Origin of the sequence: Photorhabdus aegyptia (assembly GCF_000612035.1) — a bacterium.
In the GTDB taxonomy this organism is placed as follows: domain Bacteria; phylum Pseudomonadota; class Gammaproteobacteria; order Enterobacterales; family Enterobacteriaceae; genus Photorhabdus; species Photorhabdus akhurstii.
Genome location: NZ_JFGV01000012.1, coordinates 21133 through 47771, shown reverse-complemented (window position 1 = coordinate 47771; position 26639 = coordinate 21133). Strand labels below are relative to the sequence as shown.

18 protein-coding genes are annotated in these 26639 nt (G+C 43.1%); 11 read left to right on the top strand and 7 right to left on the bottom strand.

Features of this window, described 5'->3' with window-relative positions:
- Window positions 1-4 precede the first annotated feature (4 nt).
- The 10 genes from BA1DRAFT_RS21210 to BA1DRAFT_RS05370 all read left to right on the top strand — a co-directional run bounded on the left by BA1DRAFT_RS21210 (window position 5) and on the right by BA1DRAFT_RS05370 (window position 17754).
- Window positions 5-5002, top strand: a complete 4998-nt coding sequence (locus BA1DRAFT_RS21210) for a non-ribosomal peptide synthetase (protein WP_051560676.1) — start codon at window positions 5-7, stop codon at window positions 5000-5002.
- Between the two features lies 1 nt (window position 5003).
- A complete protein-coding gene (locus BA1DRAFT_RS05410) occupies window positions 5004-6758 on the top strand; it encodes an ABC transporter ATP-binding protein (RefSeq protein ID WP_036776855.1) in 1755 nt (584 codons plus the stop codon).
- Entirely contained in the window at window positions 6755-8401 is a 1647-nt protein-coding gene (locus tag BA1DRAFT_RS05405) for an ATP-binding cassette domain-containing protein (RefSeq protein WP_051560675.1), read from the top strand. Before BA1DRAFT_RS05410 ends, BA1DRAFT_RS05405 begins: the two co-directional genes overlap by 4 nt.
- Window positions 8398-8577 carry an MbtH family NRPS accessory protein gene (locus BA1DRAFT_RS05400; protein WP_036776854.1) on the top strand — a complete coding sequence of 60 codons (180 nt, stop codon included), beginning with the start codon at window positions 8398-8400 and terminating at the stop codon, window positions 8575-8577. Before BA1DRAFT_RS05405 ends, BA1DRAFT_RS05400 begins: the two co-directional genes overlap by 4 nt.
- Window positions 8574-9323, top strand: coding sequence for a thioesterase II family protein (locus BA1DRAFT_RS05395; protein WP_051560674.1), 750 nt, complete (start codon window positions 8574-8576; stop codon window positions 9321-9323). The genes BA1DRAFT_RS05400 and BA1DRAFT_RS05395 overlap by 4 nt, the downstream gene beginning before the upstream one ends.
- A gap of 14 nt (window positions 9324-9337) precedes the next feature.
- Window positions 9338-10861, top strand: a complete 1524-nt coding sequence (locus tag BA1DRAFT_RS05390; protein WP_051560673.1) for an MbtH family NRPS accessory protein — start codon at window positions 9338-9340, stop codon at window positions 10859-10861.
- Complete coding sequence (locus BA1DRAFT_RS05385; protein WP_051560672.1) at window positions 10858-12093, top strand: cytochrome P450; 1236 nt, start codon at window positions 10858-10860, stop codon at window positions 12091-12093. The genes BA1DRAFT_RS05390 and BA1DRAFT_RS05385 overlap by 4 nt, the downstream gene beginning before the upstream one ends.
- Before the next feature lie 9 nt (window positions 12094-12102).
- Window positions 12103-15468, top strand: coding sequence for a non-ribosomal peptide synthetase (locus tag BA1DRAFT_RS21205; RefSeq protein WP_051560671.1), 3366 nt, complete (start codon window positions 12103-12105; stop codon window positions 15466-15468).
- A 129-nt stretch (window positions 15469-15597) separates the two neighbouring features.
- A complete protein-coding gene (gene ectB, locus BA1DRAFT_RS05375; RefSeq protein ID WP_036776852.1) occupies window positions 15598-16911 on the top strand; it encodes a diaminobutyrate--2-oxoglutarate transaminase in 1314 nt (437 codons plus the stop codon).
- A gap of 657 nt (window positions 16912-17568) precedes the next feature.
- Window positions 17569-17754: an AbrB/MazE/SpoVT family DNA-binding domain-containing protein gene (locus BA1DRAFT_RS05370; RefSeq protein ID WP_072164767.1), complete on the top strand. Its 186-nt coding sequence runs from the start codon at window positions 17569-17571 to the stop codon at window positions 17752-17754.
- A 634-nt stretch (window positions 17755-18388) separates the two neighbouring features.
- Here BA1DRAFT_RS05370 and BA1DRAFT_RS05365 read toward each other — a convergent pair.
- From BA1DRAFT_RS05365 to BA1DRAFT_RS05335, 7 genes are read right to left on the bottom strand one after another with little or no spacing between them, the layout of a single operon-like run.
- Window positions 18389-19726: an MSMEG_0569 family flavin-dependent oxidoreductase gene (locus BA1DRAFT_RS05365; RefSeq protein ID WP_036776850.1), complete on the bottom strand. Its 1338-nt coding sequence runs from the start codon at window positions 19724-19726 to the stop codon at window positions 18389-18391.
- A gap of 12 nt (window positions 19727-19738) precedes the next feature.
- Window positions 19739-20029, bottom strand: coding sequence for an MSMEG_0570 family nitrogen starvation response protein (locus BA1DRAFT_RS05360; RefSeq protein WP_036776849.1), 291 nt, complete (start codon window positions 20027-20029; stop codon window positions 19739-19741).
- Entirely contained in the window at window positions 20017-21072 is a 1056-nt protein-coding gene (locus BA1DRAFT_RS05355; RefSeq protein WP_036776848.1) for a sll0787 family AIR synthase-like protein, read from the bottom strand. Before BA1DRAFT_RS05355 ends, BA1DRAFT_RS05360 begins: the two co-directional genes overlap by 13 nt.
- A complete protein-coding gene (locus BA1DRAFT_RS05350; protein ID WP_036776846.1) occupies window positions 21069-21629 on the bottom strand; it encodes an MSMEG_0567/Sll0786 family nitrogen starvation N-acetyltransferase in 561 nt (186 codons plus the stop codon). The genes BA1DRAFT_RS05355 and BA1DRAFT_RS05350 overlap by 4 nt, the downstream gene beginning before the upstream one ends.
- 12 nt (window positions 21630-21641) lie before the next feature.
- Window positions 21642-22739, bottom strand: coding sequence for an MSMEG_0568 family radical SAM protein (locus tag BA1DRAFT_RS05345; protein WP_036776844.1), 1098 nt, complete (start codon window positions 22737-22739; stop codon window positions 21642-21644).
- A gap of 23 nt (window positions 22740-22762) precedes the next feature.
- Complete coding sequence (locus BA1DRAFT_RS05340; protein WP_036776842.1) at window positions 22763-23770, bottom strand: Nit6803 family nitrilase; 1008 nt, start codon at window positions 23768-23770, stop codon at window positions 22763-22765.
- Window positions 23771-23799: 29 nt separating this feature from the next.
- Entirely contained in the window at window positions 23800-24282 is a 483-nt protein-coding gene (locus BA1DRAFT_RS05335; RefSeq protein ID WP_036776840.1) for an MSMEG_0572/Sll0783 family nitrogen starvation response protein, read from the bottom strand.
- A 283-nt stretch (window positions 24283-24565) separates the two neighbouring features.
- On the opposite strand from BA1DRAFT_RS05335, the gene BA1DRAFT_RS05330 reads away from it, so the two are divergent.
- The gene (locus BA1DRAFT_RS05330) at window positions 24566-26491 is read left to right on the top strand and encodes a sigma 54-interacting transcriptional regulator (RefSeq protein ID WP_036776929.1); all 1926 of its coding nucleotides are present in this window, start codon (window positions 24566-24568) and stop codon (window positions 26489-26491) included.
- The last annotated feature ends 148 nt before the right edge of the window (window positions 26492-26639 follow it).

Below are 26639 nucleotides of genomic sequence, written 5' to 3'. Positions count from 1 at the left end.
AAAAATGACAACTATGAAGCTGATTGATCGTGAATACTGGCTGATGCGGGTTGGTGATTTAACTAAGGCCGCTGCCACAACCGCAGATATTTTTCCTCACCATGAGGGATCTCTGGTAAGTGCGCAATGTCCGCTTTTCCCCACCGTTACTGACCGGCTAAAACAAGTAGCGGGCAACTCTGAATTGCTGACATGGGCAATTTTGGCGGCAGTGACTAGTATCGTGTTGCGCCGTATTGGGGGCGTATCCTCTGTTGTGTTGCATATTAACACCGAACAAGGCAAGCGTTTGCCTGTCTTATTGACGGTACCTCCTGCCGTGACTTTTCGTGAATGGTTAAGCCATGTTCGCATGGCCGCTGTTGAGGCTATTAATCATGGATCGATAGACAAGGCGCTGTTGATGCCGTTTTTGGAGCATTTCATGCCTATTGTCGTTAATTGCGCTCAGACGGAAACTGGGATAGCTATCGAGCTTATTGATGGTGTAGTGAGTGTGAGTGGAATTGTTGCTGCGACTCAGACGCTTCATCACTTAGCGGCAGGTATCGCGACACTGTTAAACAAGGGGCTTTTCGATCTCGACATCTGTCTAAATAATATGGCTATCGTCGATGACGCGATGCAAACAAAATTGCTAGCCAGATTCAATTCCCAACCTGATTATAGCTCAGGAAAATCATTTTATCGGCTAGTGTTGGAGCAAGCGGAAAGTAACCCCCATGCGATAGCTCTCCGTGATAAAACAGAATCGCTTACCTATCGGGAACTATTTCAGTTGGCGTTATCGGTAGCATTGAAGTTAAAAAATGCTGGCATTAGTGCCGATGATATTGTGGCGCTTTCAGCACCACGCAGCGCTCGATTTATTGCTGTTGCTACCGGTATTTTCTTCTCGGGTGGTGCTTACTTACCTATTGATCCAACTTTACCGAAAGCCCGGCAACAGCACATGCTAAAACATGCGAAGGCATTGATTGCAGATCATGTTGTGGATATGCCGCAGATAGTTTGGTTCTCATTCAGTGAACTTAGTTTTCAAAGCCCGGTTTTAGTGGATGGTGATGAGATAAAGTTACTTAATCAGCAGGTAACTGAGCCATCACCAAGCGAATTAGCTTATGTAATCTTTACTTCAGGCTCGACAGGTCTTCCTAAAGGTGTAGGAATTGAACATCGTTCTTTCCTTAATTTACTGGTATTTCAGGTCCAAAACTGTGAATTGAAACTAGGGGTGACATTGCCGCAAACAGCACCCATTTCGTTTGATATCTCAGTTTGGCAAATGTTTACTGGATTGACCGTAGGTGCGACGGTTTCCATTGTCTCTGATGATGTTGTAAAAGATCCTCAAGAGTTAATTCAATACATTATTGAGCAGAAATTTGAATATATTGAACTAGTTCCTTCGCTCATTGCAGTTATCCTGGATATCCTTGAACAATCGATTTCATTGAAGATGCGGGTTCAGCGGCAGTTACGTGGGATGATCTCAACTGGAGAAGTGTTAAGTACGGATCTAGCACGTCGCTGGCATCAGTGTATGCCAATGGTGACACTGCTAAATGCTTATGGTCCCGCTGAGTGTACCGATGATGTGACTCAAGGAAAGGTCGAAGAGCAATCTGATGGGCTATATTGTCCAGTGGGTACGCCTTTGCCAAACGTGACAATTTATGTATTAGATAAAGATTTTCAACTTGTTCCTCCAATGGTCGGTGGTGAAATTTTCGTTGGTGGGCCGAATGTCGGGCGAGGATACATCGGCAGTAATCGCTTCACGGCGGCGGCTTTTTTGCCGGACCCATTTCTGCCTGTCCCGGGTGCCCGTATGTATCGGACGGGTGATCGTGGTCGTTGGCGAGAGGATGGCATATTGGAGTGCCTTGGCCGGGCCGACAACCAGGTGAAGATTCGTGGTCGCCGCGTCGAACTTGGAGAAATTGAAGCGGTGCTGGCAAACCATCCGGATGTAGCGATGTGTGCGGTTGAACTTGTTGATATGAGTGGCTTTGAGCAATTAAGTGCTTTCGTGACGCAGACGAGTGATACCGTTGTGGATGCCAGATCATTGAGTAAATTTTTGGCTGAGCAATTGCCGGATTATATGGTGCCGAGCAAGTTTTATTTTCTTGATGCACTGTTATGTAATGCTAATGGTAAAGTCGATCGTAAGCAATTAAAGGCACTGGCAAAACAACAACCTGAATCTGCTTCTTATGTTGCACCACGCAGCAAGTTGGAACAACAGCTTTGTGATTTATGGTGTAAATACCTCAAGCTAGCCAAAGTGGGCATCACGGATGATTTTTTCGCTTTGGGTGGGGATTCCATTATTGGTATCCGTCTGATACATGAGGCGGGCTCTTTGGGGATCAATTTGCGTCCTCGTCATGTGCTTGAACATCCAACTATCGCTTCACTTGCAAAACTGGCGAGTACCAAAGGTGAAATGGCAGCAAATTCAACTCCGCGTATAGAAAAAGCACCATTGACATCAATCCAACAATGGTTTTTCGAGCAGCGATTTTCTGAACAGCACCATTGGAATCAGTCACATGTGATCAGTACAACGGAGCCGTTAAATGCAGAAGCATTATCCTTGGCGATACAGTCATTAGTTGAGCACCATGAACAATTGCGAGTTTGTTTTCCCAAAGAGAAGGGAAAGCATTATCAAGCCTTGCGCTCGCCTTATGACAACTTACTTTGGTTCGCTGAATCAGATTGTTCGGAAGAAACCATCGCCAATGAGGCTCATGCATCATTATCAGTCGAGGAAGGACCGTTACTACGAATTGTAATGTTGGATGATTTTCGAGTTTTGCTGACATTACATCACTTAATTGTGGATCAAGTTTCCTGGCAAATCTTGCTGGAAGATCTTGAAACTGCGTATCAGGCTATTATTCAAAAAGAAATGCCGAGGTTTCCGAGGAAAAGCACGCAATATCTCTATTGGTCTCAGCAACAAGCAGCAATATCTCCCCAAATACTTCCTCCGATCCAGTTAACTGCACCAATTGATGTGGTACAGGTGAATAGTCATGTAAGTAACCTTTATGGCAAACGTTCGGTTGCTGAGGTCAAGTTATCTGAGTCAGAAACACAATATATTCAGGAAATTTCGGCATTAGTGCCTAACGGAGGAATACCTGCGGTTCTTTTGACGGGACTTGCAAATACCATTGCTGTTGAACAGGGTAACGGTCAACTCTTGATTGAGTTGGAAGGTTATGGCAGGCAAGAGGAAAACAAGTCTATTGACGTAATGCGAACTGTGGGGTGGTTTACAACAATAGGCCCCTTTGTGCTACCGGTCAATGCTATGGTTACGGTAGTCGAAGTTGCGACTGCAATGGTTGAAGCTAGTCCCTATATCAAGACCCATTTACAACAAACTTATGTTATGGAGCAGAATCCAAATATTGGATTCAACTACTTAGGGCGCTTCAATACGAAGCAGCAGAATGATGGCTTTTTCAGTGTAGAAGAAGATATTGGAATGCGGCGGGCAGCAACGGGGCACCGTCCACTGGAATGGGAAATCAATGCGGCCATCGTTGATGGGAAACTGATTATTACCCTTGAGTACATCCCCTCCCGTCATAATGAAGCTGCAATTAATGTGTTGTTAGCCAAGTGGAAGAGTGCACTAACCAAAGTCAGATATGCACCGAATGAATTAAGTGATCTGGCCCCTTTGACACCAGCTCAGCATGCCTTTTTTGAGCGTGATAATCCAAATGAAAATCATTGTAATCATGGTGTGTTGTTTACACTGAGTCGCACTTTGTCATTGGAGACTGTTGAACAGGCAGCAGCAGCGCTATTGGCCCGATTCCCTATTTTGGGAGCCAGCTTTATGGTTACTACATTGGGGAGGTGGCAAGGAATTAACCCGCAAGCCCGTATCGCAATTGAACAATTTGAATTGCAGCAGATAGCCCTAAATAGCTTATCGCAGAAAATTACTGAGTTAGCGAATATAGGTCATAAGTCGTTAGATCTGCTGAATGGGCCAATCTGCCGCATACAACTTTATCGAACTGCTCATAATTTGCCGGACAAGTTGTTGATTATAGTTCACCACTTGGTAGTCGATCCTTATTCCTGGGATTTACTTACAGAGGATTTAGCGGCGTTGCTTGGCGGAGCTGAAGCCCATGAATTAGATATTCCGACAACTTCGTATCTCGCTTGGGCCAGGCGTTTACACCGATTGGTGCAGGATGATCCAGCGTTGTTTGGTGTTCATTATTGGCTTTCACAACCTTATGAACAGGCACAGCAGTTAGTAAGTACGGATGCTATTGGCATTGAGGCGAATAGGGTTGAGCAAACAACAGTATTTGATGAAGTACAGACTCAGCAGTTTTTAAAACCATCTGAGCACAGTCAACTTCCCGTACTTGCCCGATTACTGACTCTGCTTGCGCGGTCTTTAGAAAGCCATTTTCTTTCCAGTGCCAACAATATCCTTGTTGAGTTGGGAGGACATGGTCGAGAAGACCTATTCGACGAAGTTGATTTAGGACGCACTATCGGCTGGTTTACATGTGGTTTTCCGTTCCTGTTGCCCTTTTCGATGGGACGCAGTTTTGATGAACATGCAACTGATGTGGCGCGGTTGTTACGTGAGGTACCTGTTCGAGGGTTTGGCTTTGAAGCACTTCGCTATCTTTCTGTTAATCCTAAAATCACCGAAAAATTAAAGGCAATTCCTCGACCACAATTAAGACTGGATTTTGAAGGAGAGCTTTTATTTCTGAATACACCTGATGAGGAGAAAGTTAATCCGATCTTTATTGATATCACCACAGAGGGAACGGGTTACTGGAAGCCTCAGGTAACACCGATGGATTATTTGCTTTGCTTTAACATCAGTGTGAATGATGGGCAGATGGAAATTCGTGCTCAATTTGCAGGTGATGTCATGCCAAAAGAGCAAATAAAAACGGTCCTATCTGAATTTAATGAACGGATAACTCATAAAAATTAATATGAAAATACAAACGAATATGCAAGGTATGAATTCTCCTAACCCATTAACAGGTTTTAAGTTGCTTTGGCAGAGCGCCCGGACAATGAAAAAAGCCATTATTGGCACCTTTCTGGCATTAGTTGTCACACTGGTTTGTGATTTAGCGGGGCCATTTGTGATCCGTCATTACATTGATAAAGCGACCGCAGGTACTTTTGTTTATGAACTTGTCCTCTTGGCTTTAGGATACGCAATCATCTCTTTTGCCGGTGTTATCGCTGGTCTGGTTACCAGTTATTGCAGTACCAGTGCAGGTTGGGGTATTGCCGATGCGCTTAGGCGTCAGCTATTTCATCATGTTGTGCACAATCGGTCTATCCTGCAAATTGAAAGTGAAGCTCAGGGTAAGCTCCTTGAAAAGATTGAGGGGAATGCGGACATTATTGGAAAAACTATTGCGGAATCCGGATTCCGAATTATAGGCAATATCGCATTAGCATTAGGCACTTTGGTGATTTTGTTTTCTATTATCCCAGAAGTAGGTATCGCAATTACCGTGTTAGTTCTCGTTGTGGCTTATGTTCTGGTGAAACTTACTAACCTTGCAGTAGTGCGATGGAAAAAAGCCCGTGAAGAGAAAGCCCACATATTTGGTTTTATCGGCGATGCTCTTGCTGCGAAAGATGATTTGCATTCATTGGGAAGACGCCGTTGGCCTGCTTTGCAACTACAGAAGATGCTTTCTGGCTTATTAAAAATGGAACGTAAAGCCTATGTCAGCGGACGCATATTTTGGCCGATTACCCAGCTATTTTTTGCCTTGAGTTTTGGCCTGGGTTTTGGATTTGGGCTGCAATTACTCGGTCATAACAGTATCAGTATTGGTACGTTAACCATGATTTATCTTTATGTTGACCGACTCAGAGAGCCAATGGAAGAGATGTCTTCGGAGGTAGATCAGGTACAACAATTGATGGCGACCTTATCACTGGTAGTCAAGATGTTGCGAGATGAGGAGAAAGTCAATCACAACAGTGTAGAGAATCAGCTACCTGAAGGCCCCCTGTCAGTTCAATTTGATCAGGTTGACTTTCGCTATGAAAGTCAGGGTAAGCAAGTCTTACATAACGTGAGCTTCAGTGTGGACGCTGGAAGCAAAGTAGGCATTGTTGGGCGCACGGGGGCAGGTAAAAGCACATTACTCAATCTCATGTGTGGGTTGGCTCAGCCTGATAGCGGACGGGTTACTCTTGCTGGTGTTGAGGTCACTTCCATTCATCCTGATGAATTTGCCAATCGTGTGGCAGTGTTAAGCCAAAAAGCGTATCTCTTTTCAGCAACACTACGCGAAAATTTAACTCTGTTCGATAACAGCATTTCAGATGATGCAATTTGGTGCGCGCTCGAAGAGTTAGAGATCCATAAATGGGCGAAGACATTACCAGAGGGGCTGGATACTTTGGTGGGTATCGGGGGACGTTCATTGTCGGAAGGAGAAGTCCAAATGATTGCCGGGGTAAGAACCATGCTTCAAGACGCACAATTAATCATTATCGATGAAGGCACCTCGCTATTAGATCCTCGCACTGAGCAGAGTTGGATGAGATTACTGGAAAAAATTAGCGCTAATCGTACTGTGATCATCGTTGCCCATCGCCTGCATACATTATCCACTGCTGACCAAATCATTATCATGAATGAAGGCCGTGTCGAGGAAGTCCTTCATGGCGCAGGGATCAAAACGTTAACAAAACATAGGGAACTTATATCATGACGGGGTTAACCCACTTTTTCCCATCAAAAATGTTGCCTTCTTTACTGAGTTTAGTGCGCAGATTTTCCTTTCTTTACTTCATCAGCATGGTTATATGGACGCTGATCCACGGCTTACCTTTGGTCGTTGGTTTTGCCATCAGCCGGCTTCTTGATAGTGCTGTTGTCGATCCCGCAGGTTCAGCGGTTTGGTGGCTATTGGTATTGGCGGTAGGCTCGATGGTATTACGCTCAGTGATACTGATTTTTGGCTTACAGATTGATTTTACCCTTATTTTTAAGGTCAGCGCATATCTTAAACAACGCATTCTGGAGGGAATAAATTGCAGTCACTCTGGCGCGGATCTGCATCTTTCTCAAGGGGATATGCTCAACCGTATTCGTAATGACAGTGATGAAGTAGCCTCTTTTCTCGGCTGGACTGCGGATTTCTTCTACCGGGCGGTACTATTGTTGATAGCACTTGTCGTGTTGCTGAGTACTGACATTGTGACGACATTGGCGCTTTTACCGATGGTTGGTGGTTTGTGGCTGGGTATAGCGCTCAAACATAAGGTCGGAGCATTACAGGAAGAGAAACGTCAATATCAAGGCCAAATTGCGGGTCGTATCACCGACATATTGGCAGGAATCCGTGACCTTCGCCTTGGTGGAAAGTTGGATCTGCATATTGAGCGACTTTCGGCAAGTTTTGAACGTCGTCGGGCGGTGCAGGCAAGGCATCAAATGTTCACTGATCTGCTGTCGGGGCTATTTCGTAACATCGTGATGCTAGGTACCTCTATTGTCTTGATTATTGTCAGTACCCGAATTGTCAGTGGTGATTTCACTATTGGTAAATTGGCTCTGTTTTTGACTTATATCGGTTGGGTCAGTGAGCAGATCTTCTTTTTTGGTCGCGCATTGGCTAACTATAAAAATGCCGATGTCTGCTACGAGCGAATTCAGCCACTGTTACAGACAGAGCAGCCTGTCAGAGAAGCCCCTATTGCTGATGACATACTGAAATCACTGACGGTGAGGGGCCTTTGTTGCAATAGCGATACGCAACCTATTTCGTTTACAGCTACACCCAATCAACTCATTGTCGTTAATGGAGAAGTGGGCTCCGGTAAAAGTCGTATGCTTCGCGGTCTGCTAGCGCTGGAACGACACTTATCAGGAAGTGTGCTTTGGAATAACAAAGAAGTTTGTGGAGACGTTGATTGGTGGCAAAGCCCTAAAGTTACTTATGCCCGTCAGGGTGCTGGCTTTATTGGCGGTACTGTTCGAGATAACTTGGCACTGGGTAACGACGCTATCAGTGATGAAACTATGGAGTGGGCGTTAACGGCAGTATATCTGAAACCGGGTTCATCTGATCTTCCTGAAGGGCTTGATACTGTGCTGGGTTCCGGTAGTGTCAAACAGTTATCAGGAGGCCAGCGCCAACGTTTGGCATTGGCCCGTATGCTATGTCATTCAGCCGAAGTTTATGTCGTCGATGATTGCGATTCATCTCTGGATACTGATACAGCCCGGGCCATATGGTCAGCACTACCTAAAAAGTGGCCGGGGATCTGGATTGTAGCCTCGCAAAATATTGACCTGCTTGCTCAGGCGGATCAAGTGGTGACTATCAAACGGCGGAGCGAAACATCATGAATTACAGGGTGGTATGTAACAAAGAGGATAAGCACTCCATTTGGCCAGAAGGTCGGACATTACCGGTAGGGTGGCAAAATGTGGGTTTTTCGGGATCAGAACAAGAATGCCTGGATTGGATAGCTACATATTGGAGTGATCCCAAATTGAAAGTTTCCGGAGAGACGTTGGAATGAAACGTGTTCAACTGACGCCAGGATTATGGAATTACTGCGATCAAGAGCAAACGACAATGACTGTTGTGATTGCGCCTTTTGGCGGCGGCAGTGCTTATTCTATGACCGACTGGGTTCAGCAACTGCTGGCAGATAGTTATCGGGTACTGGTGCTTCAGTATCCGGGACGAGGTTCTCGAAGTATTGAACCACTCCCTTTATGTATAAGAGATTTAGCGGCTACAGCGGCAAAAGATGTATTGCTGCATACACAGGGTCCTCTTCTTCTTATTGGTCATAGTATGGGAGCATTGTTATGTCATGAATTGGCATTACTTTTAGAACAAGCTAACCGAACCGTTGAATATTTGGTCTTATCAGCAGCACGTCCACCACATTTGAATGGCATGGTGCCAGAAGAGATACTCTGTATGAGCCGGGAAGCCTGGATTGAAGAGCTAAAAACCAATATAGAAAATGAAGATAAGAAACTGCTTCATGAGAATGTGATTGATTTCATGTTGCCTGTATTGCGTGCTGATTATTTGTTGGTGGCTGAGCACAAACAAGCCAGTGGCAAGGTACATTGCCCTATTTTAGCCATCGGCGGTGATCGTGATCCGTGGGTGAGCCCATATCATTTACAAGAGTGGCAATCGCTGACACATGATTCTTTCCAATTAGTCATGTTCCCTGGAGATCACTTCTATTATCGAGATCAGCTTTACGACATTTATTTGTGTATCCATCAAGCTTGCTTAAAATAAGGAAGTCTGCACTAATGAGTGATGAAAATACCCAAACACAAATGAAGTATTCATCCAGTTTTGAAGGTTTGATGGATGAATATTTGGTTGTAATAAATGATGAAGAGCAATATGCCTGTGTTCATTCTGAATGGCCTGTTGCTACCGGATGGCGAGCGATCGGTTTTAGTGGGACGCAAGAAGCATGTAAAAAATGGATTGAAGAAGTTTGGACCGATATGCGCCCGGCTTCTCTGCGTAATGTCCCACAATCCTTTGATAATCAACCCCTGATAGTGATTTATGATGAAGGCGCAGCCCTTCCCAAAGATATTGTCACTGAATTGAATGGGGTTGCACCACTTGTACTTGTTATCAATTCAAACGAACACACAAGAGAGCGCATATCCTACTTCTCACGATTTTGTCACGTAGTTGATGGTTCTGATATTGAAAGGGCGGTATCAGAACTCGCTTTCCTTAATCCTGCTGGGATTGTGACATTTAGTGAGCGTGCCTTACGTCTTACAGCTACGCTGGCAAAACACTTGAATTTGCCTTTTCACGATCTCGAAACGGTATATCGACTTACTGACAAAAATAAGCAGCGAGTGGCTTTACAAGAGGCTGGAATTGAGTCGATAAGATTCTACCTCATTAACACTGTGTCAGATTGGGAGCAAGCTGTTGAACAGGTTTGTCTTCCCGCAGTGTTAAAACCATCCTATGGTGGTGGCAGCATCGATACTTATCTTATTGAAGATCCGCAAACAGGAAAGAGACTGGTAGAAAAACTGCTTTCAAATAAACAGATTGGATTTGATGGTGGTCGTTCACTGGTATTAGAGGAATTCCTCCAGGGGCGGCCATCGTTGCCTTTTGGCGATTATGTCTCGGTTGAAAGCTTGGTGGTTAACGGAGAGATTAAGCATATAAATGTGACCGGCAAGATGCCACTTAGTTCCCCTTTTCGTGAATATGGTCATATCTGGCCATCAGTCTTAAGTGATATTGAACAAAACCAAATCTATGCATTAACGTCAAGTGCCATCAAAGTGTTAGGAGTTAATCGGGGGATCACCCATACCGAACTGAAGTTGACTGAGCAGGGACCCAGGATCATTGAAGTAAATGGTCGAGTGGGTGGGGGTATCAACGAGATGGCCAAAATCAGCCTCAATATTAGCCTGCTTGAAATGGCTGCACGATTAGCGCTGGGAAAAATGATTGATTTCCCTGTGTTCAATCCTGAGCGCGTCTATTTCAATATCTGCCATATTGCGCCAACACGTCCATGTGAAATTCTCCGAATTAATGGGGAAGATGAACTTCTCTCTCTTGATGGTGTATCGTCATATCGCCCATATGTGTGGGCAGGAACTACTTTGCCGGGTGGTTCACAAACCAATGAAATTAACATGGTGTTAGGCAAAGTGGATAACCATAAGGCATTTCTGGATATTTATCAGCGTATGGGGCAGTGCTTGCGTTTTCATGTTCGATTTATGGACAGTGAAGAAGTTCAAATTCTTAATGCGCATGAATTGGGGGCGATATGAGTCTTATTTCAAATGTAGCTAAAGTGCCGGATAACATAAATCTCACTGATCCCCTGACTCATTTACGTCCTGATATAGATAACATTTGGCGGCAATTACGTAATGAGTCACCTGTCGCTTGGCATCCATCGGTCAATGGTCAATCAGGATTTTGGGTTGTCAGCACCCATGAGTTAACTATGCGGGTTTACCGTGATAGTCAAACCTTTACCTCTGTTCGTGGAAATGTCATGGCTACACTGTTACATGATGGAGACACAGCGGGTGGTCGCATGCTTGCAGTGTCTGATGGAGACAGACACCGTCAAATCCGCAAAGAGTTGTTAAAGTCTTTCAGCCCTAAGAACCTGATGTCGGTACAGAAAAGAATCAAAAATGCGATGCATGAGCTTGTACATAATGCGGTAGCATCCGGGCAATGTGACTTTGCCACTGATGTAGCTCCACATATTCCGTTAGCGGCTATATGTGATATTTTGAAAATTCCAGAATCTGATCGAGCAAAACTATTTGTCAATGCAAGTGCAGCACTGGCTTCGAACTCTTTGTCGGTTGATAAAGTAGATACCCGACTCGCCAGAAATGAAGTGTTGATGTATTTCTATAAATGTATTCAGACTCGCAAAATCGAGCCATTGGAAGATGATCTTGTAAGTAACCTGATAGCAATGACTCAAAACTCCTTGGCATTAACAGAAGAAGAAATAGTCTTCAATTGCTATAGCGTGTTACTGGGTGGCGATGAAACAACTCGGTTGGCATTGATAGGCATCATAAAAGCATTTGCCGAATATCCAGAATGCTGGGCTCAATTGCGACGTGGTGAAGCAGAAATTAGTAAGGCAGTAGAGGAGTTGTTACGATGGACCACGCCGGCTTTACATGGTGGTCGGACCGCAACGGTAGGTGTTGAATTAGGCGGTCAGCAGATTAGGGCTGGTGATGTTGTCATTGTTTGGAATCGGTCTGCTAACTTCGATGAAGCTGTCTTTACTAAACCTAATCAGCTTGATCTGAATCGGAGTGATAATCGGCATATTTCTTTTTCATATGGGGCTCATTTTTGCCTTGGTGCCGCTCTTGCCAGAATAGAAATTACTGCACTGCTGGAGGCGCTTGTGGAGCTTGTTGATGAGATCTCTTTGAGTGGAGAACCCAGCCCTATCTATTCGACTTTTCTATCTGGTTACCATCGCTTGCCAGTCAAATTGACTGCTGCACATTATTCATAGGAATAAATAATGAAAGAACGCATAGTGTTGCATGAACGAATAGTGTTGCATGAACGAATAGTGTTGCATGAACAATTTGATGCTATGGTTGAGAATGCTCCTCACAAGATCGCCATTAGTGCACATCATGTAGAAATGACATACCAAAATGTGCAAGACCGTGCTACCCAACTTGCCTATCGACTAATGGAGTCGGGTATCGGGGCTGAAGATGTGGTTGGAATCTATATTGAGCGCTCTTCTGACATGATCATAGCGATGTTGGCTGCGCTTAAAGTTGGTGCTGCTTATTTAGCACTACCACCCGATTATCCGACTGAGAGACTTCGTTATATGATAACGGACTCGCGTGCAAGGTTGGTGTTGACTCGAACCATGATGAAAGATTCAACGGTCATTGAAAATGTTGCCACTGTTTATATCGATGAAATCCAGTCTGTAGTGCCAAAAATCCTGCCACAAGTTACCAGTCAACAGCTAGCTTATGTTATCTATACTTCGGGAAGTACAGGACGTCCCAAAGGAGTGGGAGTGACTCATCATAGTGTTGCCAACCTCGTTAGCCAGAAGCAGCAGTACGTTCATTTCGGACCTAATGAAAAAATATTGCAATTAGCACCGGCGGCTTTTGATGCTTCTGCCTTTGAAATATGGGGAGCATTGACTAATGGAGCGGTATTGGTATTGGCTTCTCCTTCATATCAAGCCATTGATGAGCTGCCGAAATGCCTTGTTGAACATGGTATTACGATATTGCTACTGACACCTGCCTTATTCCACGTATTGGTAGATTATCGCGAAGAGGCTCTGGATAGCGTACCTCAATTGCTTGTTGGTGGCGATGCAATGTCAGTCACTCATGCGTTTAAGTATTTGTCCAGAAAGCAGAAACCAGACAAATACTTTTTATTTAATAACGTATATGGTCCGACTGAAGGAACGACTTTGGTGAGTAGTTACTCTATGTCATCATTAAGTATTGATGCGATAAAATCTCCCTTAGGTAAACCCATCGTCAATGCGGAAATGTACTTATTGGATGAAATGTTGAGACCGGTCAGGCCAGGTGAGCGTGGTGAAATCCATATTGGGGGACAGTCTGTCGCACGGGGGTATTTATATCAACCTGGGCTAACCAGCCTGCGTTTTTTACCTGATCCTTTCTCCACCCAACCAGGAGCCAGAATGTTTGCTACTGGTGATGAAGGAGTATTGTCGAATGATGGACTGATTGAGTTTGTAGGCAGGCTTGATGATCAGGTCAAAGTGCGGGGGCATCGAGTTGAGCTGGCAGAAGTAGAGCATGCAATAAAAAGCTGCCAGGATGTGAGCGCTGTTTGTGTTGTGCTGAACATTGACAGTGATCGCCATGTTGAACAACTGGTCGCCCATTATACAACTCACACTGATCATACAACTCATAAAAGCACTGATGTTGAGCAAGCTATCATCACTCGTGTTCAAACATTGTTACCCAGCTATATGTGGCCTAGTCAGTTTATCCAGCATGAACAGCTACCTTTAACAAGCAGTGGTAAAGTGGATCGTCGATTTTTGATGGGTTGGAAAGAGGCTGAGAGATTAGAAGAGGTGGTATCCAGTGAACTCTCCGTGACAGAAGCGCTGGTGGCAGAGATCTGGCAACAAATTCTAGGGCCATTTGACGTTGTGCCTGATGCTGATTTTTTTGCGTTGGGAGGCGATTCATTATTGGCTATTCAGGTTATTGCGGAAGCTGAAAAACGAGGACTCAATCTGACACTTTCTACCTTATTTCGTACTTCGACACTTAGGGAAATGTGTAAAGATTTGGTGCTCCCAGAACAAACAGATAATGGACTGACGGAAGATGAAGCACTGCTCGCAAAGATTTGGCAACAAGTATTGGGCCCGTTTGACGCAGTGCCTGAAGCCGATTTTTTTTCCCTAGGGGGCGATTCAATTCTGGCGATCCAGGTGATTGCAGAGGCTGAGAAACAGGGCTTGATGATTGAGCTGGGTACGTTATTTCGCAATCCGACATTGTGTGGGGTTTGCCGCGGTTTGGCACAAACAGAAGAAGCTCTCAGTCAGCAGAATGAGAACTCATTGATAAATGAAACGGATAAGCAAAGGTTGCCTGTTAATATCGAAACTGCTTATCCGGCGACGAGATTGCAGCTAGGGATGCTGTTTGAGGGATTATACAGTGGTAAAGCAATCTACCTTGATGTTATTGCTCGGGATGTCAACTTGCCACTGGATGAAAAAATATTTCACGACACGCTTCAGGCAATCGCCAAAAGGCACCCAGTTCTCAGAACAAGATTTGATTTGGCCTCTTTTAGTGAAGTGATGCAATTGGTTGAATCACTACCATCATTGCCACTTATAGTGGAAAACTACACAAATCTTGATGATGAACAGTTGGCTGCACGTCACGAAAAGGTAATGGTTGAGTTAAGCCGACCATTTGATCCTGAAGAGGCTCCTTTAATGAGGGTACATGCGGCGACATTGAATGAAGGGCAATTTCGGTTAGCTTATGCCTTTCATCATGCGATCCTTGATGGTTGGAGTGAGTCTGTTTTTATCCTTGAGCTTTTGAGATTGTATCAATCCAATTTAGCTGGCGAGTCTGTTTTATTGGAGCAACCAGCACCATTGTCAGAGTTTGTCAAACTTGAGCGTGAAGCGCTAAGTAACGACAAGGCGAAACAGTTTTTTAGTCAATATTTAGCTAAAGGAAAAACGGATAGATATCAAGATACTGATTATAGGAAAGCAGTATCGGTCTTGCCGGAACGAACAGTGAAGCAATTGCTAAAAAATGTATCAGATTGGGGCATTCCGTTAAAAAGTATGTTTTTTGCTAGTTTCTATCTGACAACAGCCCATCAGTTACAAGATATTGGTTTTGTCGCAGGGATGTCTGTTAACGGTAGGCCTGAGAGGGAAGGCGCGGATTTGACTCTTGGACTGTTCCTTAATCATATTCCGATAAAGTTGAATCTTGACTTTGCCAATAACTGGCAGGTGCTGGCAAGACAGGCTTTCGATGCTGAAAAAGAAATATTGCCTTTTAGACGTTTTCCATATTCAGAAATACAAACTCTGTTAGGGGGGCCACCCTTCGAGGCTACGTTTAGCTACGTTCATTTTCATTCTCGCAATGAGTTATTAGAACGAGGGTTGGTGAATACTAATGAAGATGTGCGTGACCATACCAGCTTACCGATTAGGGTTGAGTTGATAAATGATTTGAAAGGAGAAGGTATTTTAATAAATGTGACAGCAGATGAAAGACGCTATGGCACGGGATTCGCTTTAGCGTTGGCCGAACGGCTTAGTGAAAAGATAGAAGACATGGCTTTTTTATCCGGGCAGATTATTTAATTATCGTTGGATAGTTAATTTTTTGGTACTTGATTCCACAGTTTTTAGTTGCTGTAAACGCAGAAGTCTAATCTACGAGTGACTTACATTAGCCTCATTCAGAAAACGTTTAGAGGAGAACTTAAACAGATGGAAGAATTAATAACACAACAGGATGATTATCAGATTTTTGAGCAGTATGAATCAGAAGTACGTTCCTATTGCCGAAATTTTCATAAAGTATTCCATAGAGCCTCCGGTTCCTATTTATATGACCAAAATGGCTCGCCATATCTTGATTTTCTCAGTTGTGCAGGGGCGTTGAATTATGGGCATAATCATCACGCACTAAAACAGGCTATATTTCAGTACATCAATGAAGATGGTATTCAAGGTGCATTGGATTTGCACACTAAAGCGAAAAAAGATTTTATCACCGCTTTTCAAGAAAACATTCTGGTACCCAGAGGGTTGACCTATAAACTACAGTTTACTTCACCGACTGGTACCAGTGTTGTTGAATCGGCGATTAAGCTTGCACGTAAAGTAACCCAACGCTGTCGAGTTGTTGCTTTTACCAATGGTTTTCACGGCATGACAGGAACCTCATTAAGTTTGACAGGTAATAAGGATAATCGTCAGACTGTGATGGATGCTTATGTGGAGCGTTTGCCATTTGATCTGTATTTCTCTGGATTGGACTCGTTGGAACTGTTTCGCAAGTTGTTGGAAGACAGAAGTTCGGGCTATGAGCTTCCTGCGGCAGTTATTGTTGAAACTGTGCAGGGCGAAGGAGGTATCAATGTTGCTTCAAAAGAATGGTTATGCAAGTTGCGGGCACTGACGCTGGAGAAAGAGATATTGCTGATCATTGACGATGTACAGGCAGGTTGTGGTCGTACTGGGTATTTCTTTAGCTTTGAATATGCGGATATCCAACCAGATATGGTTTGTTTATCTAAGTCGTTGAGTGGATATGGTTATCCTTTATCTTTGCTGTTGATGGAAGGTCACTTGGATATTTGGTCTCCAGGTGAAGATAATGGAACTTTTAGAGGAAATACCTTAGCGATGGTAACTGCGACTGCTGCTATCCATAATTTTTGGTCTGATAGCCGACTAAGTGAAAAAATTATGGATGATGAAGTTTATATAGCAACACACTTAGGACAAATTCAGAACGTTTTCCCGTATTTGATCAAGAGAATAAAAGGGAGAGGCATGATGTATGGACTGGAGTTTTTTGATCCTGGAGTTGCTCGTAAGGTTGCCCGGATAAGCTTTGAAAACAATCTGATAATCGAGCGATGTGGGAGTGAGGATCAGGTGCTCAAACTTCTTCCTCCACTGACTATTGAACGCAAAGATTTGGATGCCGGTATTCAGACTCTCATGAATGCTATTAAGGAAGTATCGAAAGTAAAAACCGGGAGCGTTTGGAATGTTAAAAATATTATAGCGTAATTAACCTTATATGGACACCCACTTGAATTGAGTCGGTGTCCATATAAGTTACTTAGGCGATGTCCTGATAATTTAATATATCTCCCGTAAAATTTGGTATTTTTTCAGTTGAAATTGATATTTTTCATATGAATAAGGTTTATCATGACCAAATCTATACCTTACAGCCCATCCACTTTACTTGATATAGGTGGCAATAAACATCAATTAGTCAAATCTCTCTTACGTGCAAATTTTTTACTATGTCACGATTTCAACCAGTGTTCATATTGGCCCAATAATGCCAATTTCATCCAACGGAATAGATTACGATTAATTTGCAGTTTTTTATGATATCTGTATCTTAATACCAATAAGTTATGTGTAGGTAGTTACTCCTTATAGACAAACTTTATTGTCTCTGCACATTTAAAACCAGAGAGAGTACAAGAGATACCAATGAGATTAAAATCAAAGCCTATTGTTTTAATCGATTTTAATCTAGCTAAACGTTATTGTTCTTTTTTCGTAATGAAGTTAATCCTATTAAACGTTTTAATATAATTTTATATTTTTGTGATTGGGTTAACTTGGTTCGACGAGCGAGGTGTGATTTTGCGAAACTCTGTGCTAATAATCAATATGTGAGATAAGTTACACATTGGATTGGAGATAAAGATGGCAATAACACATTTGCGTCAACAGGATGGGGCTGTGGTTGTCACAATCCCTAGTGACGTTGCAGCCGTAACAGGGTGGTCAATAGGCATAGAACTGTATGTAAAAGCGTCAGGTGATGGAGTAATCATCAAACCAGCAGCCGACGATTTAAATTCTCATCCTGTTGGTAAAGAGGTGATTTAACGTATATCTGGATGGCTCAAGTACCGATACCAGAAAAATTACCGGTGTTGCGCTTTGCTATCAGATTCGTTCACTTGATTTGAATGAACGTAAAACTACCTATTCGGCACAACCTGAACCTAATATCGTTGATGAAGTCTTAGTTAAAGTAATAGATATTTTAGATCCTCGATTAAATTGATTGTCAAATTTGGAGGTTATTCCACAGGAGAGCGTAAAATCTATAGTCCCCCCCGTTTTTGCAACACTGATTTTGATTAATGATATGCTTGATTTTTTTCTAGATTTTAAAACCACACTTGTTGACAAAATACTGGTTTTTCATTTGGCATTTAATTTTTTGTTTTCCTACTTCGTTGCTAAAAATGAAATTGTGTTTTATGAAACGTAAAATTTGCCGAAAGGAAAACTGAAGCCTGTTATTGTCCGTAAAATATTTTCAATAACGCCTATGCCATAAGTATCTAAAAAACTCCTTTATAAGTATTATCAGTTTAAAATTCACTATTTAAATTGGTTGAATAGGAGGCATTTTACAACGACCACATGATGGTTTGAAAAGTAAAATGCCTTATTTTGCTCTTATTAAAAAAATAAGAATTTAAAAATATTCTGTCAGGCGAAGTTAGGAATTTCACATTTGAGATATTCTTTTATCTTTGATTGCAGATTTATCACCTTTAATTAAAGTAGATAACATATGCATATTTTGCTGACTTATTTGTTGCCCAATATGCTGTACCACATAGGCGGCATCCTGATCGATCCCGAGAAAACGTCCGGAACCCCATGTATATAACCACGGCAAACCAATAAATGTGACATCTGGATCAATGGTAATACCGCGGTTATGTTTTGGATAACCATTGGCTTGAAAAATATCTAAATCAATCCATGAATAATCTGGTTTAAAACCAATACACCAAATCACTGACGAGATATTTTCTTTTACTAAGTCAATGTGTGTGATTTCCTGTTCAGGCTGCCAAACAGGTTGATATGCCGATGCAGGTTCGTCGGTTGCAATATTGTTTTTCTCTAAATATTCATCAATTGAGGCATTAATGCGATTATAAGTGGTATCGGCAAGGTCCAGGTTTTCCGATAAATCTGGTCTAAACCAAAATTGACCCTCTTTAAAGTCATTAAAATGTCCGAACAGTTGCATACCTTCTAAGGCAAATTTACGCAGGTCAATGTCACGCCCGCCGTCACGCCCTGTGACATAGTGGTTGGTGCTATTACGCACTTCTTCACTATAGCGATGATTTTCAACGGTAGTTTCGTAATACCCCATATCAAACAGCCATTTCACCACATCTTTACCGCGATAGAAGCGAGCGCAACGTGGTGCATTGCCTGTCGATAAATAGACTTTTTTGCCTGCCAGATGTAAATCTTCGGCAATCTGTGCACCGGATTGTCCTGATCCAACGACCAATACAGCACCTTCTGGCAGTTGGTCTGCATTTAAATATTCTTCCGAATGCATCACTTTCACATGTTTAGGCAAGGCAGCGCTTAATTTTGGGTAAATCGGGGTGTGATATCCTCCTGCTGCAACGACAAGCTGTTTGGCTGTGGTTATACCGTGATTGGTTTTAATGACAAACTCATGTGCCGCCACTTTTTTCACATGTTCTACCTGAATATTTAAAATGGCAGGAGGATTAGTCTTTTCAATAAATTCGTCAAGATATGCCACAATTTCAGGCTTTTTCATAAAGCCGTCAGGATCTTTCCCTTGATAAGGATGTTCAGGCAATAGACATTGCCAGTTTGGTGTCACCAAAGTGAAATTATCCCAACGTTTATGGCGCCAGCTATGGGTCAACTCGGATTCTTTTTCCAATACTACATGGTTAATGCCTGCTTTTTGCAAATAGTGACTGATACATAAACCTGCCTGACCACCACCAACAATGACCACATCGTAATTTGGCTGTAACATTTGATTTTGGATACTTAACATGGGATATCCCTCTCATTGATTCTTCATTTCAATAACTTCAATTTGATCTTCTGGATTTAGCCCGAAGAATTTGGCTTGGCGTTTGATAATCGCCAGATTGTCCACGGCCGAGCTACAGAAAAAGCCATAACGCGCCCGTACCCTTTCCGATGCGGCATGCAGACCATTTTCAACTTGATGTAAGAACTCCGTACTTGGGTAACGTTGACCAATGGACAGGTATTCATAAATCACTGTTGAGGGTGAGTAATATTGAATCAGCTCCCCATTCGGCCATTTCACAGTAAAATTCACACTGGGCATAACATCGACTCCTGCTGACTTTTAGGTTTAATCTGTATGGATTGAGCCTGTAACTTTTTTAAAGCATCGGCATAACAAAAACCGGTGAATATTTGGCGGTTAAAATCCCAAAATATGCCGTGCCGCTTTTGTTGTTGCACGGCAACCACGCCACAGGCATTGGTTTCACCAATCACCGCGCAGGCAATGCCCTGACGGTGAAACAGTTCGATTATTGCTTCACATTCATTTGCATCGGCCGTCAGTAAAAAACCAAAACTGGGGAAGATTTGTAGCCATTTAAACCAGTCCACATCATCAGGTTTAGGAATGGCATCTAAGTTGATCTGTGCCCCCGATGCTGTCGCTTCGAGTAGCATCAACAAACTGCCTAGAATACCGGCATTGCTAATATCACGGGCGGCATGAGCCAGATTTGTCTCCGCCAATTGCGGCAACAAGGCAATTTGTGACTGTAAAATGCGGTCAGGCACACGCTCAAAGCATTTCCAATAAGTGGTATTGGGGTGGAATCGCCCTTTTAGATTTAAAGCGATCAGAATTTTTTGTTGTGGTTTGACATGCAACACCGAGAGTAGTTTTCGCGCTATGCCTTGAATCGCAACGGATAAAGTGGGCTGATAAACTACGCCAATGTTGGTATGCCCTCCGACCAATAACACACCATAAGCGTTGCAAGCATCCTGTATACCTTGCATTAACAACTGGGCATGTTCGCTACTGGTATGCCAAAAACTGTTCACCACTGATAACGCCCGACCCCCCATTGCGGCAATATCACTAATATTCGCCATGACCGCTGACCATCCCGCAAAATAAGGATGATTGGTCACAAAACTGGGTAACATGCCTTCACAGGCGTGCAATATATATTGACCATTCAGCGGCACTGCTGCCGTGTCATCTCCGGGATAGGCATATAAGCTATCCAATGAATCCACATGGCAAGTTGTGTTAATTGAAGCATGGTGAGCAATCGCCTGTTTGGACTGCATAGCAGGCGTATGTTTTAACATTTCGAGTAATTGATTGAGTTCCATCATTGCGTCTCCTTCTGCATATAGGCTTGCATCGGGACATGCGGTAACGGATAGTTTTCAATCTGTGCCTGCATCAGCACATGTGGAATGTTGGCAACGGTCAATTGTCGCAAACTATCCCAACACAACCTTTGGAAATAGTGCTCATTTTGACTTTGCACGGTGGCTAAAAAAGTACGGCATCCTAGGTTTTTAGCGGTCGATACCGCGGTATTAATTAACGCTTTACCAATGATATGGCGACGTCGATATAAAGGTTCGACGCATAAACGCCCGCCATACCATGTCTGTTCGCCATCAGGGAAAATCCGTACTGCGCCAATCACTCGATCATGCTCACCAAACATTTTCTCAATGGCAACAATGCCTAATGCTTTAACATCGTATTCGTCACGATCTTCTTGTAAGATTTTCTGTTCATCGCGAAAGGTCATTTCACGCAAACGATAATATTGGCGACGCTCCCAATCTTCCGACACAATTTTGATGGCAATGTCATCGCTAACAAATTGTTTCAACCCTTTATTTTGCTCAAGCAGCCAAGGATAGTGAGGTTTCATATCACATTCTCCTTATTCATATGCTTTCAGCGAAGAGCAAGCGCCACATTTAGCACAGCCTGCTTGGGTATTTTCGGAGTTCAAACCATGTTGTTTGAGTTGCCGTCCAATTTTCGGATAGAGCGACTGCATAAAAGCTTGATCAGGTTTAGGGTGATGCTCTAATGGTGTGCCTTGAATCGGTACAAACGGTACCACAAATGGATACACCCCCATTTCAGTCAGTTTGGCGCTCATCTCCACGATTTCTAGTTCGGTATCGCCCAAACCGGCCAAAATGTAGGTACTGACCTGTCCTCGGCCGTACACCGCAACGGCTGCCTCAAATGCCGCAAAATATTTTGCCAACGAGACTTCGGCTTTGCCTGGCATAATTTTCTGCCGTACACGTTCACTTACCGCCTCAAGGTGCATGCCGATCGACACCGCGCCTGCATCTTTTAAACGTTGAAACCAGGCAAAATCATCAGGTGGTTCGCACTGTACCTGTATCGGCAAATCTACTTGCGCCTTAATCGCTTTAACTGAGTCATATAAAATTTTGGCGCCGCGATCTCCCGTGTTTGGCGTACCTGTGGTGATCACCATTTGCTTAACGCCATCCAGTTCAACGGCGGCTTTCGCTACCTCAGCCAATTGTTCCGGGCGTTTACGGGGCAAGGTTCGCCCCTCTTTTAGAGACTGATCAATCGAGCAAAATTGGCAGGCAGTTGCCTTGTCTTTCATACGAATGCAATGCTGTAACACTGTTGTCGCCAACACATCACGGCTATGTAAGGTCGCAATTTGTTCGTAGGCAATGCCTTCGGCGGTTTTTAAATCATAAAAACGGGGTCGTGCAGGTGCAGTTAAGGTCGCTACAGGAATCCGGTTTTTAAAGACAATCACTTTGTCAGAGTGCGGTTCAGGCTTTGCGGTGTAGGGAGAGTCTTGTGCCGCAAGGTTCAGCACAGGAATCATCATGGTCTGTCCGTCAAGGCTCAGGGCCTTATGATCGCTTGGCCCTGCGCCGCCTTTACGGGACAAGCCAAAATCGCCTTCCCAGTTCAGACCATTACATTGCAAGTCGGTTAATAATTGCAAATTGGTTAATAGTTGTGTTGCAGACATCTTTAACCCCCTATCGATCGGGTTTACATCAATACGGTTTCGGCATGTTCTTCATTAAATTTTGAGAGCTTTTCGAGATGACTTTGAGTTGATGTTTCAACTTTCAGTTCATGTAATACGTGTGTTGGACGACGATCAATCAATAAGCTGAGCAATTCAGGACGGCTGTAATGTCCAATCGAATCCATCATGCGTTTGCGTTTATCAATCAGGCTAAAGTCCAGATCGGCAATGCAATAACCTTCACCTTGTGTGATCGGTTCAGCCAGGAGTTTGCCTTCGGGAGAAACGATGGCGGCAAAACATCCTCCTGAAATTGGGCCGATATTACAGCCGGTATCCTGCATAATTTGCTGTTGTTGCTCGGGATGCAGCCATGCGGTGGCATTGACCACAAAGCAGCCAGACTCTAAAGCATGGTGTTGAATGGTTACGCGGATTTGATCGGCAAAGACTTGCCCTACCAACGAACCGGGAAACATGGCCGCATGAATTTGTTCGCCATCAGCCATCAAGGCAAAACGCGCCAATGGGTTGTAATGTTCCCAACATGCCAGCGAGCCAATACGCCCCACCGCAGAATTAATGGCGCGTAAACCACTGCCGTCGCCTTGTCCCCACACCATTCGTTCATGGTAAGTTGGGGTAATTTTGCGGCGATGCTGAATGATTGAACCGTCGGCATTAAATAACAGTTGCGCGTTATAAATCGTACTGCCCGCGCGTTCATTAATGCCAATCGACACCACCATGTTGGCTTCAAGGCAGGCTTGACCAATCGCTAAAGTTGCTTCGGAAGGGACAACCACCGATTCATTCAACAGCTTTAAATGTTCTTTACCCATAGCAAATGGCGGTTGTACAAAGGAGAAATAAGGGTAATAAGGCACGACGGTTTCAGGAAAGACTGCAAATTGCACTCCTTGTTTTCCAAGCTCTAAAATAATGTCACAGATTTTTTTTACCGTTGCGGTTTGACTATAAAGCACTGGACTACATTGCACAGCGGCAGCTTTAATTATTCGGTTCATAACCTTATCCCCTTATAGTTTATGTTTACTTAGGCAGTCCAGGTATCAATGATTAAGGCATTGTCGCGACGCATCAGCAGTCTTAAATCCATCACATCCAATGGATTAATTGGCCGAATTCCCGGAATAAGCGCTTTTTCGGTTTGCCCATATAATGCTTGCAACGCAAAACGGCAGGCATAGACTTCGCCGCCTTCTGCCATAAAGGCTTTCAACTGATTATTGACGGCCAGATGACCCGGAAAAGCTTCTGCCCCTAAAGTTGGAAAACCGCGTTGTACACCCAATTGCACGCCTGGGCCGTAAAGCAAGATTTTGGTTTCAAAGCCTTTACGCAACAGACGTTTTGCCTGTAACACATTGACCAAGCCAATTGATCCTTCAAATGCAACGGTATGGAAAGTCACCAATGCCTTTTCACCTGGCTGGGCTTTGACGTCCTCAAACACTTTTTCTTCATAATCGACAAGAAAATCGCCGTCTTTATATTGTTCGATATCAATGTTTGGCATAACCAACTCCTAGTTCAATGTTATTTGGGAATGAACCAACATGTAGTCTAGTCTGATTGTATTAATGCGAGAGCTGTGCCAAGTTATATTTTGGAGCGGAAGTTAATTCTTATCATATTGAAAAATATCATTTAATTTTTATAAAAATATTTTTCATGGAGATAATTTGAACTACTAGGGAATTAGGATTTTTCGTAGTATTATGAAATTTCATAGCTTAAATTATGAAACTTCATATACCCTATGGATTTTAGGAGGCAACTTGAAAGATGACGGGTATAGTATGAATACGACTGACTTTATCTCAGACTGGGTAGTTTATGAAGACTCGACTCGCCCGTTGGTATTTGAACACACGTCACAGGCATTAATTGTATTGGACCCACATCAAAACCAGTTTATTGATGTGAATATTAGCGCCACCCGATTATTACAATATGAACGTCATGAAATTATTCAAAAAACGGTGACTTCCATTTTTGGTCATTTCAGACAACTGCCGTATCTTGTGGCATTTACCGAGGGCGCTTTGGCGAAAGGGTGGGCTTGGAACAATGAGCTGTATATCTTTGATAAAAAAGGTGAAAAAATCCAATTGGATATTACTTCTGTTTCATTGCCCTATAAAAATAAAACCTTGCTGATATGGTCGCTGGTGGATGTCAAAGATTTAGAATTGCGCCAATTCAATAAAAATACCGATAAAGCTATTTGTACAGGTTTAAAAGAATCGCAAGCCTTACAAGAGCTACTTATTGACTCCGACACAGGCAAGCATTTATTGCTGAGTTCAGTCGGTGACGGTATTTACAGTATTAACAAACAAGGCTTGTGTACTTTTATTAACCCTGTCGGGGCTAAAATGTTGGGGCTGCAACCTGAAGATGTATTGAGTGACAATATCCATAAGATTCATCACCATACCCATGAAAATGGCGACCCTTATCCTGAAGAAGAGTGCCCGATTTATGCAGCGGTGCATGATGGTATTGTGCATGAGGGGGTTCAAGAAATTTTTTGGCGTCGTGACGGCAGTTGCTTTCCGGTGGAATTTACCAGTACTCCGGTGATTCGTGATGGTGAAATTATTGGCGCGGTAGTGGTGTTTCGCGATATTACCGATCGGCTGAATACCGAAAAGCAATTAACCCATGCCCTTGAAGAGCTACAAGATTTAAAAAGCCGACTCGAACAGCAAAATGAATATCTGCAAGAGGAAATTTTACATGAAAATCAATATGATGAAATTATTGGCAGTAGTGCATCCATTTTACAGATTATTGAAAAAATCAAGGTGGTCGCCCCAACTGATGCCAATGTGATGATTTATGGTGAATCAGGTACAGGCAAAGAGCTGATTGCTCGTGCTATTCACCAATCCAGTCACCGTCAACAGCAACCACTTATTCGAGTCAATTGTGCCGCCATTCCTTCGGAACTGTTTGAAAGTGAATTTTTCGGACATGTCAAAGGCGCATTTACTGGGGCTGTGCGTGACCGTGCCGGACGTTTTGAATTGGCAGATCAGGGTACACTGTTTTTAGACGAAATTGGCGAAATTCCTATCGAGCTACAAAGTAAACTGCTGCGTGTATTGCAGGAAGGAACCTTTGAGCGGGTTGGCGAAGAAAAAACGCGACATGTGAATGTGCGGATTATTGCTGCTACTAACCGCAATTTAAAAGAAGAAGTTAAACACAAGCGCTTTCGTGAAGACCTCTATTTCCGTTTAAATGTATTCCCGATTTATTCACCCGCTTTACGTGATCGTAAAGAAGATATTCCACTTTTGGTTACGCATTTTACTAAGTTGATTTGTGACAAGCGTAAAATTAATTATCTACCATTTTCACAAAGGCATATTTTAGAACTACAGCAATATGACTGGCCTGGCAATATTCGTGAATTGCAAAATGTCATTGAACGCGCGCTAATTATAGCGAAACAAGGCACTGTTTCCTTTAGATATTTGCTAGAACAAGATCAACAACAAAATGAAACTACGCATCAGAATATTCACAATAAACTTCAACAAATTGAAATCGTGCTGACTATGCAGCAACTGAAAGATTTGGAAATTAAAAATTTCTCTCTTGCTGTGAAACAATGCAAAGGGAAAATTTTTGGTGATGATGGCGCAGCAAAATTGTTGGGAATGAACCCAACGACATTGATCTCACGCTTAAAGAAATTGGGAATTGATTATTAAAAAGCTTATCTTAGTTTGGAAAATGCGTTTTATATGTATTAGCACCTTATTTACTCCAGTGGCAAAGACCCGCCAAAATTTGCGGGTTTTGCCTTGTTTTGTCTATATAAGATTTTGTCTGTATGGGGGAAAGTGTTCCTGCAAAATA